Annotated in this window: 15 protein-coding genes; 11 read left to right on the forward strand and 4 right to left on the reverse strand. The window is 53.9% G+C overall.

Annotated features, from left to right (window positions below):
• Positions 1–15: 15 nt before the first annotated feature.
• Genes KO497_RS16570 through glmU form a run of 4 tightly spaced genes read right to left on the reverse strand, consistent with a single transcriptional unit; the run spans position 16 to position 4467 of the window.
• Positions 16–699 (reverse strand): DNA alkylation repair protein, encoded by a 684-nt coding sequence (locus KO497_RS16570; RefSeq protein ID WP_215945067.1) that lies wholly within the window; start codon positions 697–699, stop codon positions 16–18.
• Positions 696–1274 carry a GNAT family N-acetyltransferase gene (locus tag KO497_RS16575; protein WP_215945068.1) on the reverse strand — a complete coding sequence of 193 codons (579 nt, stop codon included), beginning with the start codon at positions 1272–1274 and terminating at the stop codon, positions 696–698. Before KO497_RS16575 ends, KO497_RS16570 begins: the two co-directional genes overlap by 4 nt.
• Before the next feature lie 12 nt (positions 1275–1286).
• Complete coding sequence (glmS, locus tag KO497_RS16580; RefSeq protein WP_215945069.1) at positions 1287–3110, reverse strand: glutamine--fructose-6-phosphate transaminase (isomerizing); 1824 nt, start codon at positions 3108–3110, stop codon at positions 1287–1289.
• Positions 3111–3114: 4 nt separating this feature from the next.
• Positions 3115–4467, reverse strand: coding sequence for a bifunctional UDP-N-acetylglucosamine diphosphorylase/glucosamine-1-phosphate N-acetyltransferase GlmU (gene glmU, locus KO497_RS16585; RefSeq protein WP_215945070.1), 1353 nt, complete (start codon positions 4465–4467; stop codon positions 3115–3117).
• Positions 4468–4636: 169 nt separating this feature from the next.
• Between glmU and KO497_RS16590 the strand changes: the two genes are divergently transcribed.
• From KO497_RS16590 to nuoF, 11 genes are all read left to right on the forward strand, one after another.
• Complete coding sequence (locus KO497_RS16590; protein ID WP_215945071.1) at positions 4637–5302, forward strand: HAD-IA family hydrolase; 666 nt, start codon at positions 4637–4639, stop codon at positions 5300–5302.
• Positions 5299–6489 carry a DegT/DnrJ/EryC1/StrS family aminotransferase gene (locus tag KO497_RS16595; RefSeq protein WP_215945072.1) on the forward strand — a complete coding sequence of 397 codons (1191 nt, stop codon included), beginning with the start codon at positions 5299–5301 and terminating at the stop codon, positions 6487–6489. Before KO497_RS16590 ends, KO497_RS16595 begins: the two co-directional genes overlap by 4 nt.
• Positions 6490–6802: 313 nt before the next feature.
• Positions 6803–7168 carry an NADH-quinone oxidoreductase subunit A gene (locus KO497_RS16600; protein ID WP_215945073.1) on the forward strand — a complete coding sequence of 122 codons (366 nt, stop codon included), beginning with the start codon at positions 6803–6805 and terminating at the stop codon, positions 7166–7168.
• On the forward strand, positions 7159–7692 hold the full coding sequence (locus KO497_RS16605; RefSeq protein ID WP_085849297.1) for a NuoB/complex I 20 kDa subunit family protein: 534 nt from the start codon (positions 7159–7161) through the stop codon (positions 7690–7692). Before KO497_RS16600 ends, KO497_RS16605 begins: the two co-directional genes overlap by 10 nt.
• Positions 7693–7704: 12 nt before the next feature.
• On the forward strand, positions 7705–8307 hold the full coding sequence (locus KO497_RS16610) for an NADH-quinone oxidoreductase subunit C (protein WP_215945074.1): 603 nt from the start codon (positions 7705–7707) through the stop codon (positions 8305–8307).
• A 3-nt stretch (positions 8308–8310) separates the two neighbouring features.
• Positions 8311–9207, forward strand: coding sequence for a sulfotransferase (locus KO497_RS16615; RefSeq protein WP_215945075.1), 897 nt, complete (start codon positions 8311–8313; stop codon positions 9205–9207).
• A complete protein-coding gene (locus KO497_RS16620; protein ID WP_215945076.1) occupies positions 9208–10422 on the forward strand; it encodes an NADH-quinone oxidoreductase subunit D in 1215 nt (404 codons plus the stop codon).
• On the forward strand, positions 10422–11585 hold the full coding sequence (locus KO497_RS16625; RefSeq protein WP_215945077.1) for an NADH-quinone oxidoreductase subunit E: 1164 nt from the start codon (positions 10422–10424) through the stop codon (positions 11583–11585). Before KO497_RS16620 ends, KO497_RS16625 begins: the two co-directional genes overlap by 1 nt.
• Positions 11586–11663: 78 nt before the next feature.
• On the forward strand, positions 11664–12530 hold the full coding sequence (locus tag KO497_RS16630; RefSeq protein WP_215945078.1) for an NADH:quinone oxidoreductase: 867 nt from the start codon (positions 11664–11666) through the stop codon (positions 12528–12530).
• A gap of 22 nt (positions 12531–12552) precedes the next feature.
• Positions 12553–12771, forward strand: a complete 219-nt coding sequence (locus tag KO497_RS16635) for a DUF5337 domain-containing protein (RefSeq protein ID WP_215945079.1) — start codon at positions 12553–12555, stop codon at positions 12769–12771.
• 12 nt (positions 12772–12783) lie between these two features.
• Positions 12784–14082 (forward strand): NADH-quinone oxidoreductase subunit NuoF, encoded by a 1299-nt coding sequence (gene nuoF, locus KO497_RS16640; RefSeq protein ID WP_215945080.1) that lies wholly within the window; start codon positions 12784–12786, stop codon positions 14080–14082.
• Position 14083: the final 1 nt, after the last annotated feature.

Genomic DNA, 14083 nt, shown 5'->3' on the forward strand with positions numbered 1-14083 from the left:
TAAAGCGAAAACGCCTTAGCCCTCAAACGTCTCTTCGTCATCATCCGCATCATCTGAGCTGTCCTCAGTCGCGTTGTCCCCGCGGTGAATCGCGCGGGCACGCTTGTAGTCGTGTTTGGACAAAGACCGCAGCCATGATTGCGCAGTGCGGTGCACATCTTTGCTTTCATCGGCCAAGGCTTCGGGCAACCAGTCGCAAATGCGGTCCAGCGCGATTTGTTCACGTTCGGACGGATGCGATGATTTGGCTAAGAATTCAGTGATTCCCAAGGCCGCACGCCGTTGCAGCGACGACTCGTGGCGCATCAATTTGTAGACCTTGTTCATGCGTGACGTATCGGCAGCCAAACGGCGCTGGCAGGCCGCACATAGCGCATCGACTTCGGCCCAATTGCCGGCCTGCGCCAGCCAATCGGTCAAATGTGCCCAGACTTCTTGATCGTCAGAAATGCGCGCTTGGGTCAGCAATTTTGCCGCCATAAGCCGCGCATCATGGATGCCAGATGTCCATAAAGTTGCAGCCAATTCAAGACGTTCTGGGAAAGCCACTTCTTTGCGCCAAGCGCGGGCCATCTCTTCCAGACGACCAGGTGCGATACCGATGTAATCCCCTGAAGCGCCAAAATGAGCTTTGAGTTTCGTGACGCGGGCTTCATCAGCCTCAGCGTGGAGCGCGGTCAGCGCGTTTTCAGGGGTCATGTGCTTATCTTTCCTAACAGTCCCGCTTTGATCGCGGGCCATTCAGCTGCCGTGATCGAATACACGGCTGTATCACGGATCGTACCATTTGCCACCACCATATGTGATCGCAATATACCATCAAGTTGCGCGCCCAAGCGTTCAATCGCACGTCTGCTTTGCGTGTTTAGCCGGTGAGTGCGCAACTCGACCGCTATGCAGTCCAAAACCTCAAAAGCGTGTGTGAGCAACAAAAGCTTGGCCTCAGTGTTCAATTGGGACCGTTGCACGTCTTTTGAAATCCAAGTTGATCCGATTTCAACACGTTTGTTGATCGGGTCGACATTCATATAGGTGGTCATGCCCACAGCGCGCCCGTCAGGGGTGCAAATCGCAAAAGCTGTCATTTGGCCGTTGCTTTGCAATGACAAACGCCGCTCGATCTCTGCGTGCATACCCTCAGGCGATGGCACGGTTGTGTACCAAAGCTGATGCAGATCACCCACTGCCCCAGACAGATCATCGCAGTGGATGACCTCAAGCGGGGCCAGATGAACATGCGCGCCTTTTAGCGATACTGGGGCAGGCCAAGTCATGCGCGTGTTATCCTATTCAACAGTCACAGATTTCGCCAGATTGCGCGGCTGATCCACATCTGTGCCTTTGGCAACAGCCGTGTGATAGGCCAACAATTGGGCAGGGACAGCATAGAGGATCGGGGCCAAAGAATCGGGCACGGTGGGCATTTGAATGCTCTGCCAAACGCCGTCACCAGCCTCGCGCAGGCCCTGTTCGTCCGAGATCAACAGCACCTTGCCGCCGCGCGCCATGACCTCTTGCATGTTGGATATGGTCTTTTCAAACAGCTTGTCCCGCGGGGCCAAAACGATAATCGGCGTGTGTTGATCCACAAGCGCGATCGGTCCGTGTTTCAATTCGCCTGAGGCATAGCCTTCAGCGTGGATATAGCTGATTTCTTTGAGTTTCAAAGCGCCCTCTAAGGCAAGCGGATACATCGCGCCGCGCCCCAAGAACAACACGTCGCTGGCCTCGGCCAATAGCGCAGATACATCGGCAATCGCGTTGGATTGATCCAGAGCGAGATTCAAAAGACCGGGAAGACTGCGCAGAGCTGACAGATGTGTCGTGATCTCTTCACCGTTCAAAACACCGCGATCCTGCGCTGCTTTCAACGCGAGCATATGCAACACGGTCAGTTGGCATGAAAACGCCTTGGTCGAGGCCACACCCACTTCGACGCCCGCCAAAATCGGCAAAGACATATCGCTTTCGCGTGCCATGGAACTTTCAGACGAATTGGTGACGGTGACGATGCTTGCGGCCTTGCCTGCTGTATAGCGCAAAGCGGCTAAAGTATCTGCAGTTTCGCCAGATTGGCTGACATAGATCGCCAAAGTGCGCGGACTGATCGGCGCTTCGCGATAGCGGAATTCGGATGCGATATCGACCTCAACAGGGACTTTCGCGATCTGTTCGAACCAATATTTGGCCGTGAAACAGGCGTAAAACGCCGTGCCGCAAGCGACCATAACAATCCGGTCGAATTGAGTGAAGTCGATGTCCGGTTCTGGCAACACGACAGAGGCCCCATCAGCGGACATGTAGTAGTTCACCGCCTCGGAAATCACTGTCGGTTGTTCGGCGATCTCTTTGGACATGAAATGTTTGTGCCCAGCTTTTTCGATCCGTGTCGCGTCGATCTTAATCTCGCGGCGGGTACGTTGCACTTGGCTGCCGTCTTGGGCAAAAATATCAAGGCTGCTGCGGGTGATGATCGCGCGGTCGCCTTCTTCCAAATAGGTCACTTGGTCGGTCATCGGGGCGAGCGCGATGGCGTCTGAGCCGACAAACATTTCACCATCCCCGTGACCAATAGCCAGCGGAGACCCCTTGCGCGCGGCGATCAACAGATCGTCTTCGCCGTCAAACAAGAAACATAAAGCAAAGGCACCGGTGAGCGCATCAATCGTGGCATTGGCAGCCTCGATCGGTGTTTTACCCGCATCGATAAAGCTTTGCGCCAAAAGCGCCACGGTTTCGGTGTCGGTTTCTGTGACGAATTTATAGCCTTTGGTGGCCAGCATTTCGCGCAGCTCGCGAAAGTTTTCGACGATGCCGTTGTGTACAACTGCCACAGGGCCAGCTTTATGCGGATGGGCATTGGTCACACTTGGCGCGCCATGTGTGGCCCAACGGGTGTGACCAATACCGGATTTTCCAGCCAGCGGATTGTGGACCAATTCATCTGACAGATTGACAAGTTTCCCGACCGCGCGGCGGCGATCCAAAACGCCGTTGTTCACGGTGGCGATCCCTGCGCTGTCATAGCCACGATATTCAAGACGTTTGAGTGCTTCAACCAAAATGGGCGCGACTTCATGCCTGCCCAGAACCCCTACAATACCACACATGTTATTAACCTTCCTCGGTTTTTTTTGCTTTGAGGGCACGCAGCTTTTGGAACAGCTTAACCGCCAACATCGGTTTGTTGTCTTGCTTTGCGCGCGCAATCGCCAAAGCGCCATTGGGCACATCTTTGGTGATCACAGATCCACTGCCCGTCATGGCCTCGATGCCCACATTCACAGGCGCGACCAGCATGGTGTTGGACCCGATAAAGGCGTCACGGCCCACGGTTGTGCGATGTTTAAACACGCCGTCATAGTTACAGGTGATGGTGCCTGCGCCGATGTTTGCGCCGTCGCCGATATCCGCATCGCCAATATAAGCGAGGTGGCCCACTTTGGTGCCCTCGCCAATCTGTGCGTTCTTGATTTCAACGAAATTGCCAACATGGGCGTCATTGCCAAGCTCTGCACCGGGGCGCAGACGCGCGAAGGGGCCAGCATCAGCGCCTGTTGAGACATGGCAGCCCTCAAGATGGCTAAAGGATTTGATCCGTGCGCCGCTTTCAATCGTTACATTCGGGCCAAATACCACATTCGGATCAATGATCGCGTCACGGCCTATGTATGTGTCGAGCGAGAAAAACACGGTTTCAGGTGCCACAAGCGTGACGCCGTTCTCAAGCATCTCAGTGCGCTTGGCGCGCTGGAACAAGGATTCAGCAAAGGCCAGTTCTGTGCGGGTGTTCACGCCCAAGGTCTCTGCCTCGTTACATGACACCGTGGTTGCGCTCAGGCCTTTGCTTCGCGCAATTTTAATCACATCCGGCAGGTAATATTCGCCAGCGGCATTGTCATTGCCGACTTCGGATAACAGGTCAAACAAGACCTTGGCGTCAGCGCAGAGCACGCCAGAATTACACAGTGTGATGGAGCGCTCTTCCTCGGTCGCATCTTTGAACTCAACGATATGCAACAATGTATCGCCGTCCATAACCAGACGCCCGTAGCGTCCAGGGTGTGCGGCCTCGAACCCCAAGACCACAACATCATGTTGGGTCCGTGCCGTTTGCATTTTTTCTAAGGTTTCGGCTGAAATAAATGGCGTGTCGCCGTAAAGGACATAGGCATCGCCTTCGAAATCAGCCAAAGCCTCTTTGGCTTGTAGCACGGCATGGGCGGTGCCAAGTTGTTCGTCTTGATGTGCGATTATAATATCTTCATCGAGGCTGAGCGCTTGTGAGGCGACAGCATCTGCGCCGTGACCGACAACAATCACAGTACGCGTAGGGTCAAGTGCACCGCCTGCGTGCAGAGCATGAGCAAATAGAGGCGCATTGCCGATCTGATGCAGCACCTTAGGCAACTCTGAATTCATCCGAGACCCTTGCCCCGCGGCAAGAAGAATGAGGGCTGTGGCCATGTGTTCGTCCCAATCTGCTCTTTTCTTTATCTGCATGCCGTTTTACCCATGTCACACAGCACCGCAAGAGGCGGGGCTTCACATATTTTAACCACAGGTTACATGTATCGGCATCCCTTCGCCGATTGTCGCTGACTGGACCCAAATGAATACGGACAAAGGATTTGCTATGCGCTGCGTTATATTTGATCTGGATGGTACATTGGCAGACACCTCAGGCGACCTGATCGCATCTGCCAATTATTGTTTTAATTCATTGGGCTACGGGGATGTCTTGGACCCTGTTTCGGATGCGGGCACGGCGCTTCGGGGGGGGCGGGCGATGCTCAATTTGGGCTTTGCTCGGATCAAGCCAGACTACGATCAAACCGATGTTGACGCGCAATATCCTGTGTTACTGCAAGCCTATGGTGACGCAATAAATGTGCACACAAAACTATATGATGGCGCTGTTGAAGGCGTTGAGGCGCTGAAAACGGCTGGCTATGCGGTCGGTGTTTGCACCAACAAACCATCTGGCTTGGCCGAAACCTTGCTGAAAAAGCTCGGCGTGCGCGATTTGTTTGGGTCTATGATCGGGGCTGACACGCTGCCGGTGCGCAAGCCTGATCCCGCGCCGTATATCGCAGCCGTTGAGCAGGCCGGCGGAGATGTGAAGATGAGCTATCTGGTTGGCGACACAATCACGGATCGTAAAACGGCTGAGGCTGCAGATGTGCCCTGTGCTTTGGTGACATTTGGTCCAGACGGGCAGGCGGTGAGCGCCTTAAAGCCCGAAGCCTTGCTGCACTCTTACACTGACTTGATGCAGGTGACAAAGGAGCTGATCGGATGACTGAAATATTCAAAGGCAACTTCACCCAACAAGAGCCGATCCCTGAAGAGGCGATTGAGGCGGCCGTGGCGGTGATGCGTTCTGGTCGGCTGCATCGGTATAACACCTTGCCCGATGAGGCGGGCGAAGTGGCCCTGCTGGAACAAGAATTTGCCGCCTTTACAGGGGCAAAATACTGTCTGGCTGTGGCGTCTGGCGGTTATGCTTTGGGCTGCGCGTTGCGGGCTGTCGGGGTTGTGGCGGGCGATGCGGTTTTGACCAATGCCTTTACGCTGGCCCCTGTGCCTGGCGCGATTGCATCTGTCGGCGCTCGTCCTGTTTTTGTGGGGGTCACCGATGGTTTGGTGATCGACCTTGATGATTTGCAAGTGAAGATCGCCGAAAGTGGCGCAAAGGTGCTGATGCTGTCGCATATGCGTGGGCATATCGTCGATATGGATGCGCTCATGTATATCTGTAACGGCGCGGGCGTGATCGTGATCGAAGACTGTGCGCATACTATGGGCGCCACATGGGATGGGGTGCATTCTGGACGTCATGGCGCGATTGGGTGCTATTCAACCCAGACCTATAAGCACATCAATTCGGGCGAGGGCGGTTTGATCATCACCGATGATGCCGAAATTGCCGCAAAAGCGATCATGCTGTCGGGATCTTACATGCTATATGGCAAACATATCGCCGGACCGCCCGCTGAAATGTTCGAAAACATCAAATATGATACGCCCAATGTGTCTGGCCGTATGGACCATTTGCGGGCTGCGATCTTGCGGGTGCAGTTGAAAAACTTGCCTGAACAAGTCGAACAGTGGAACGCGCGCTATCGGACGTTTGAAGCGGGCTTGCGTGACATTGACGGGCTAACCGTGATCTACCGCCCGCAGGCCGAGGGCTTTGTTGGTTCATCGTTTCAGTTTCTTTTGCTGGATTGGGGCGATGCAGCGATCGAAGGTTTTGTTGCGCGCTGTTTGAAACGCGGTGTCGAGTTGAAATGGTTCGGCGCGCCTGAGCCTGTCGCGTTTACGTCGCGCTATGACAGTTGGCGCTATGCCGATCCGCAGCCTTTGCCCGACAGTGATCGCGTTTTGGGCGCCATCATAGACATGCGCCTGCCGTTGACGTTTTCGGTTGAAGACTGTGCGCTCTTGGCGCGGATTGTGAAAGAGGAAGTGTGTTCAAGCGCCTAGGGGTTTGCAGGGCTATTCAAATGACTTCAACTGGTCGGGATCGGCTAAATCAGACCGAAAAAGTCAGGTAATGTAGGGCTTCAAGTATGTCAAATCAGACTAAAAAAATCAGGTAATAGTTTCGAATCAGAGTTGTTGATTAAGGGTTAATCATCCGCGTGCACCTGCAGAAAAAAACTTTGTACTTCCCTTGAAACAAAGGCTTTTGATGCGCCTGCGCTTGTTGACCATACTGTCACAGAGGGCTAAACCACCAAGTAGCTTTAGCACACGCGCGCCCGCTTTTCGCGGGCCCATCATCAAGGAGCCGCACGTGGAAGACCTGCTTCGGGATTTTCTCCCAGTCATCATTTTCCTCGGCCTCGCCATCGCGCTTGGTCTTGTCTTCATCTTCGCAGCATTGATCATTGCCGTTCGCAATCCTGATCCTGAGAAACTCTCAGCGTATGAATGTGGCTTTAACGCCTTCGACGACGCGCGGATGAAATTCGACGTTCGGTTCTATTTGGTGTCGATCCTCTTTATCATCTTCGATCTGGAAATCGCTTTCCTCTTCCCTTGGGCTGTCGCGTTCAAGGATGTGGGGATCGTCGGGTTCTGGTCTATGATGGTGTTCTTGGGCGTACTCACCGTGGGCTTTGCCTACGAGTGGAAAAAAGGAGCCTTGGAATGGGCGTGATCACTTCAGCCAACACAGCTGGCGCAGACAAAGAAGTCGCGACACAGGCTTTGAACTCAGAATTGCAAGACAAGGGCTTTTTGCTCACGTCGACAGAAGACATCATCAACTGGGCGCGCACAGGGTCACTGCACTGGATGACCTTTGGTCTGGCGTGCTGCGCGGTTGAAATGATGCACACCTCTATGCCGCGCTATGACCTTGAACGGTTTGGCACAGCGCCGCGTGCCTCCCCACGTCAGTCGGACTTGATGATCGTGGCGGGTACGCTGACCAATAAAATGGCGCCTGCCTTGCGCAAAGTCTATGACCAAATGCCAGAGCCACGTTACGTGATCTCGATGGGGTCTTGCGCCAACGGCGGTGGGTATTACCACTATTCTTACTCTGTCGTGCGTGGATGTGACCGGATCGTTCCTGTCGATATCTATGTGCCCGGGTGCCCCCCAACAGCAGAAGCCTTGCTATACGGCATCATGCAATTGCAACGCAAAATGCGCCGCACTGGCACGATTGCCCGCTAAGGAGACGGACCTATGAGCGAAGCTCTTGAAATTCTGGCAGCTCACCTTGAGCTCAAGCGCCCTGATGATGTCGTCTCACATGAGATCACTTTTGGCGAATTGACGGTCACTGTCACCCCCGCTGGCATCGTGGATTTCGTCGAGTTTTTGAAAACCGATGCGACCTGCAAGTTTTCAAGCTTGGTGGATATCACCGCGATCGATTACCCGACGCGCCCTGAGCGTTTTGATGTGGTCTATCATTTCTTGTCGATGTACCAAAATCACCGCATCCGTATCAAAACGGCTGTGCGCGAAGATGAAATGATCGCCTCTATCGTTGACATTCACCCCTCGGCCAACTGGTTCGAGCGTGAAGTCTTTGACATGTTCGGAATCATTTTCTCGGGCCACCCTGATTTGCGTCGTTTGCTGACGGATTACGGGTTCCGTGGCTTTCCCTTGCGCAAAGATTTCCCGACAACAGGCTACACAGAAGTGCGTTACGACGAAGAGCTTAAGCGCGTCGTCTATGAACCTGTGTCCTTGACGCAAGAATACCGCCAGTTCGACAATCTCTCTCCTTGGGAAGGGGCCAAGTATATCCTTCCTGGTGACGAGAAGCAGGAGGCTTAACGTTTGACGCAGCCGACCCTCATGTTTTGTGTTGGAGCAACCAAGGCGGGCACGTCTTGGCTGTACAGCTATTTGCATGGGCGTGACGATTGTGTGCTGCAAAGCGTGAAAGAATCCCACTTTTTCGACACGATATCAAAACCACGGATGAAGCCACAGATCGACCAGTGGAAAGCACAACGCGATCTGTTACGTGACCGTCGTGACGCGGCGAAAATCGCGGGCGAGGCGTTGCGCGTTCAGCGTTTGCAAACACAGATCGATGACATCTCATCTTTGATCAAAGCTGTACGCAAACGCGACGAAGGCATCCCTGCCTATCTTGAATACATCTATGCGGGCGCAGGCGATGCGATGCTTGTGGGCGATATCACACCCGCCTATGCGCTGCTCGATCAGGGCCGTTTGGAACAAATGCTGTCGCTGTCTGAGGATACTAAATTCGTGTTCTTGATGCGCGACCCTGTTGATCGGTTGTGGTCCCATGTGCGGATGATCGCCAAGCGCACCACGGACACGCCCGAAGGCTTTGTGACCAAATCCCGTGCGGTGCTGAAATCTGTGACACTGGAAGGCGGCCAAGACCATGTGACATCGCGCGGGGATTACCCTGCGATTGTTGCCAAACTTAAAACCGCAGTGCCCAAAGACAAATTGCATTTCGAATTTTTCGAACGCCTTTTGACAGAGGACGGCATTCGCGACCTATGTGATTTCCTTGGCATATCTTATGTGCCTGCGAATACTGATAAGAAAGTTCATGAGGGCAAAAGCCTGAAGATGGACGATGAAATGCGAGGCTGGGCGGCTGAGTTTACCGCGCCGCACTATGCCTTTGTGAAAGAAACCTTCGGTGCGCTGCCTGATCGGTGGCAATCCAATATGGCGAGGGTCAACTAGATGGATGGCAACGTGAGCGACGTACTGACGGGCGAACAAAAGATCCGCAACTTTAACATCAACTTTGGGCCTCAACACCCCGCGGCGCACGGCGTTTTGCGTATGGTGTTGGAACTCGACGGCGAGATCGTAGAGCGGGCTGACCCGCATATCGGTCTGTTGCATCGTGGCACTGAAAAGCTGATGGAAAGCCGCACTTATCTGCAAAACTTGCCCTATCTCGACCGCCTCGATTACGTGGCGCCGATGAACCAAGAACACGCATGGTGCCTTGCGATTGAACGCCTTGCCGGTGTTGAGGTGCCGCGTCGTGCGTCTTTGATCCGCGTGCTGTTCTCTGAAATTGGCCGCGTCTTGAACCACCTCTTGAACGTCACCACGCAAGCGATGGACGTGGGCGCGCTCACACCGCCGCTTTGGGGCTTTGAAGAGCGTGAAAAGCTGATGATTTTCTATGAACGGGCTTGCGGCGCGCGCTTGCACGCGGCCTATTTCCGCCCTGGTGGTGTGCACCAAGACCTGCCGCCAAAGCTGATTGACGATATCGAAACATGGGCCAATGAATTCCCGAAAATGATCGCGGATATTCACACGCTTTTGACCGAAAACCGGATTTTCAAACAGCGTAATGCGGATATCGGCATTATTTCCGAACAAGAGATCCTCGATTGGGGCTATTCTGGCGTCATGGTGCGCGGCTCTGGCTTGGCGTGGGATTTGCGTCGTTCGCAGCCTTACGAACTCTACGACGAATTCGATTTCAAAATTCCAGTGGGCAAGAATGGCGATTGCTATGATCGCTACCTCGTACGCATGGCGGAAATGGAAGAATCCACTAAGATCATTCTGCAAGCGATTGAAAAACTGCGTGCCCCTGAGGGCCAAGGTGACATTCTTGCCCGGGGTAAAATCACACCGCCAAAACGTGGCGATATGAAAACCTCGATGGAAGCTCTGATCCACCACTTTAAGCTCTACACAGAAGGCTTCAAACTGCCCGAGGGCGAAGTTTACGCCGCTGTGGAAGCGCCTAAGGGCGAGTTCGGCGTCTACATGGTCTCTGACGGGACCAACAAACCTTACCGTGCAAAACTCCGCGCTCCGGGGTTCTTGCATCTTCAATCGATGGATCACGTCGCCAAAGGCCACCAGTTGGCTGACGTTGCGGCGCTCATCGGCACTATGGATATCGTATTTGGGGAGGTGGACCGCTAATGCTACGCCGTCTACACAGCGAACAACCCGCATCTTTTGCATTCACCCCAGCCAATCAGGCATGGGCAGAAGCGCAAATCACCAAATACCCTGAAGGGCGTCAACAATCTGCAGTGATCCCGCTGTTGTGGCGCGCGCAGGAACAGGAAAGCTGGCTGACCAAGCCTGCGATCGAACATATCGGCGACATGCTGGGCATGCCTTATATTCGCGTGCTTGAGGTGGCGACATTTTACTTTATGTTCCAACTTCAGCCTGTGGGCAAAGTGGCGCATATCCAAATCTGTGGCACCTTGTCTTGCATGATTTGTGGCGCCGAAGACCTGATGGCCGTGGCACGCGAAAAAATTTCGCCGACGCCACATACTGTGTCGGCGGATGGCAAGTTTTCTTGGGAAGAAGTCGAATGTCTTGGGGCCTGTTCCAATGCACCAATGGCGCAAATCGGCAAAGACTATTACGAGGATCTGTCTGCTGAAAACTTCGGCAAATTGATCGACGATATGGCCGCAGGCAATGTGCCGCTTCCTGGTCCACAAAACGGTCGTTTTGCGGCTGAACCTCTGTCTGGCCTCACATCTTTGGCGGATGGCGACACAGAGAAAAACCAATACAATGCTTCCGTGGCTTTGGCGTCTGACATTGGCGATACGCTCAAGCGTATTGACGGCACCGAAGTGCCATTGTTGACGCCTTGGCTCAATGGCGGCAAGCGCACAGGAGCAAAACCACCAAAGCCAGCTGCCCCTGCCAAATCTGCGGTGCAACAAGCGGCTGAAACAAGAGCGCCTGCGAAAAAAACCGCAGCTAAAAAGGCCGTTGCGAAAACGGCTGCCCCAAAGGCCGCTGAAAAAGCGACAGCTACCGCCGCTGATGTTCCTGCAAGCGCACAGAAAAAACCACGCACCATGAAAGCGCCGCGCAAAGCCGGTGCTGACGATCTTAAAATGATCAAAGGTGTGGGACCGAAACTAGAAGAAACGCTCAACGCTCTTGGGTTCTGGCATTTCGATCAGGTGGCCAAATGGACGCCTGAAGAAATCGCTTGGGTCGATGATAACCTGAAATTCAAAGGTCGTATCGAACGCGACGGCTGGATCGATCAGGCCACGACGCTTGCCGCTGGTGGCACCACAGAGTTCTCTAAACGCGCGAAATACTGACTTTCTACGACCGCTAAGGGCACATAAGGCTATAAAAGCCGCGCCTAAGTTCAACAGGGATAGTTAAGGAGTAAGGCAATGAGTGAGACAACATCGGGAAAGACACAAAAGATATGGCTGATATCTGCCATAGCTGGGATCGTTGCGTTTTTGGCGCTGCTATATGTCGCTGACTATTCGACTGTGGCTTCACTTATTGTTGGCGTTCTTGTGGCGCTTTTGGTCGGTATTTTGCTTTGGATCGGCTGGTATGAAGATCCTGAGGCGCAAACACGGTTGAATGAGCGCGAAGCTGAGCAAAAAGCGGCTGTAACAGCGGCTTCTGACGCGACGGCCGCTGATATTGTTGCGACATCTGAGGATAACAGCGACGCACAGGATACTGCAGCTGAGGGTGTTGAGGCTGAGGGAGGGAAGACGTCCCCCGCGCCGATGCCAAGTGCCGCGATTGACGCGCCGGCTGCTGCGACAACATCTGCTGACGTAGAGGTGGTTGACGTGGATGTTGTTGACGATACGTCAACTGCAAAACCTGCCGCGAAGAAACCCGCCGCCAAAAAGCCTGCTGCGCCTAAAGCGGCAGCTAAAAAAGCCACTGCGAAACCAGCAGCGTCAACCAAAGCAAAAGCCGCACCAAAAGCGAAAGCTCCGGCCAAAGCACCTGTGGCAGCCGATGGCAAACCACCGGTATTGACACAACCACGTGATGGTGGCGCTGATAATTTGAAGTTGCTCAAAGGCGTGGGGCCAAAGCTTGAGGAAACGCTCAACTCTTTGGGGTTCTATCATTTTGATCAGGTTGCTGCTTGGCGCAAAAAAGAAATTGAATGGGTCGATAACAACCTGAAGTTCAAAGGCCGGATCGAACGTGATGGCTGGGTGGCACAAGCAAAAATTCTTGCCAAAGGTGGTGAGACTGAATTTTCAAAACGCTCTAAGAAATAGGGCGCGTTGATGGGACATAAATATGGCTCCTGACAAAGACGCATTGCAGGCAAAGAAGGCGCGCATGGTTTCGCTGGTGATTGCAGGGACAATGGTTCTTTGGATTGTGGCTCAATGGATCGGCAGCAAAGTGGGTATTTCTACACGATACGCTTTGTTGTTGGACCTCTTGGCGCTCGCTGCCTTTGTGTGGGCGCTTATCGTGGTGTATCAGATCTGGCGCGCGCGTCAGAAAGGCTGAAGGAATAAAGCTATGCTCAAAGATCAAGATCGGATCTTTACCAATATCTACGGGATGCATGATCGCAGCCTCAAAGGCGCGTTGGCACGTGGACATTGGGACGGCACCGCCGGCATTATTAAAAAGGGCCGTGACTGGATCATCGACCAGATGAAAGCCTCTGGCCTGCGTGGACGTGGCGGCGCGGGGTTCCCAACGGGTCTGAAATGGTCCTTTATGCCCAAAGAATCTGATGGTCGCCCCTCTTACTTGGTCATCAATGCCGATGAATCCGAGCCGGGTACCTGTAAAGACCGTGAAATCATGCGCCACGATCCGCATACGCTGATCGAGGGCGCGTTGATCGCCTCTTTCGCGATGCAAGCCAACGCCTGTTACATCTACCTGCGCGGCGAATACATTCGCGAACGCGAAGCGCTGCAGATGGCCATCGACGAATGTTATTACGCGGGCCTGTTGGGCAAAAACGCCGCCAAATCTGGCTGGGACTTTGATCTTTATCTGCACCACGGGGCAGGGGCGTATATCTGCGGCGAAGAAACCGCATTGCTCGAAAGCCTTGAAGGCAAAAAAGGCATGCCGCGGATGAAGCCTCCGTTCCCAGCGGGTGCGGGTCTTTACGGTTGCCCGACCACTGTGAACAACGTCGAATCCATCGCCGTGGCCCCGACCATCTTGCGTCGCGGTCCTGAATGGTTCGCAGGCTTTGGCCGTCCAAACAACGCGGGCACGAAATTGTTCGCGATCTCTGGTCACGTCAACAACCCTTGTGTGGTTGAAGAGGCCATGTCGATCCCTTTTGAAGAGCTGATTGAAAAACATTGTGGTGGTATTCGCGGCGGTTGGGACAACCTGCTGGCTGTGATCCCCGGTGGATCGTCCGTGCCATTGGTGCGCGGCGAGAACATGAAAGACGCGATCATGGACTTTGACTATCTGCGCGGTGAACTTGGCTCTGGCCTTGGCACGGCGGCGGTTATCGTCATGGACAAATCCACCGATATCATCAAAGCCATCCACCGCTTGTCTATGTTCTACAAGCACGAGTCCTGCGGCCAATGTACCCCATGTCGTGAAGGCACCGGCTGGATGATGCGCGTGATGGATCGTCTGGTGAAAGGCGAAGCTGAGCTAGAAGAAATCGACATGCTTTGGGATGTGACCAAACAGGTCGAGGGCCACACAATCTGTGCGCTCGGCGATGCGGCGGCTTGGCCAATTCAAGGTCTGATCCGCAACTTCCGCGAAGAAATCGAAGACCGTATCAAAGCACAAAAATCGGGCCGTATGGGCGCGATGGCGGCGGAGTAAG

Origin of the sequence: Pacificibacter marinus (genome assembly GCF_018860665.1) — a bacterium.
GTDB classification, from domain to species: Bacteria; Pseudomonadota; Alphaproteobacteria; order Rhodobacterales; family Rhodobacteraceae; genus Celeribacter; species Celeribacter marinus_A.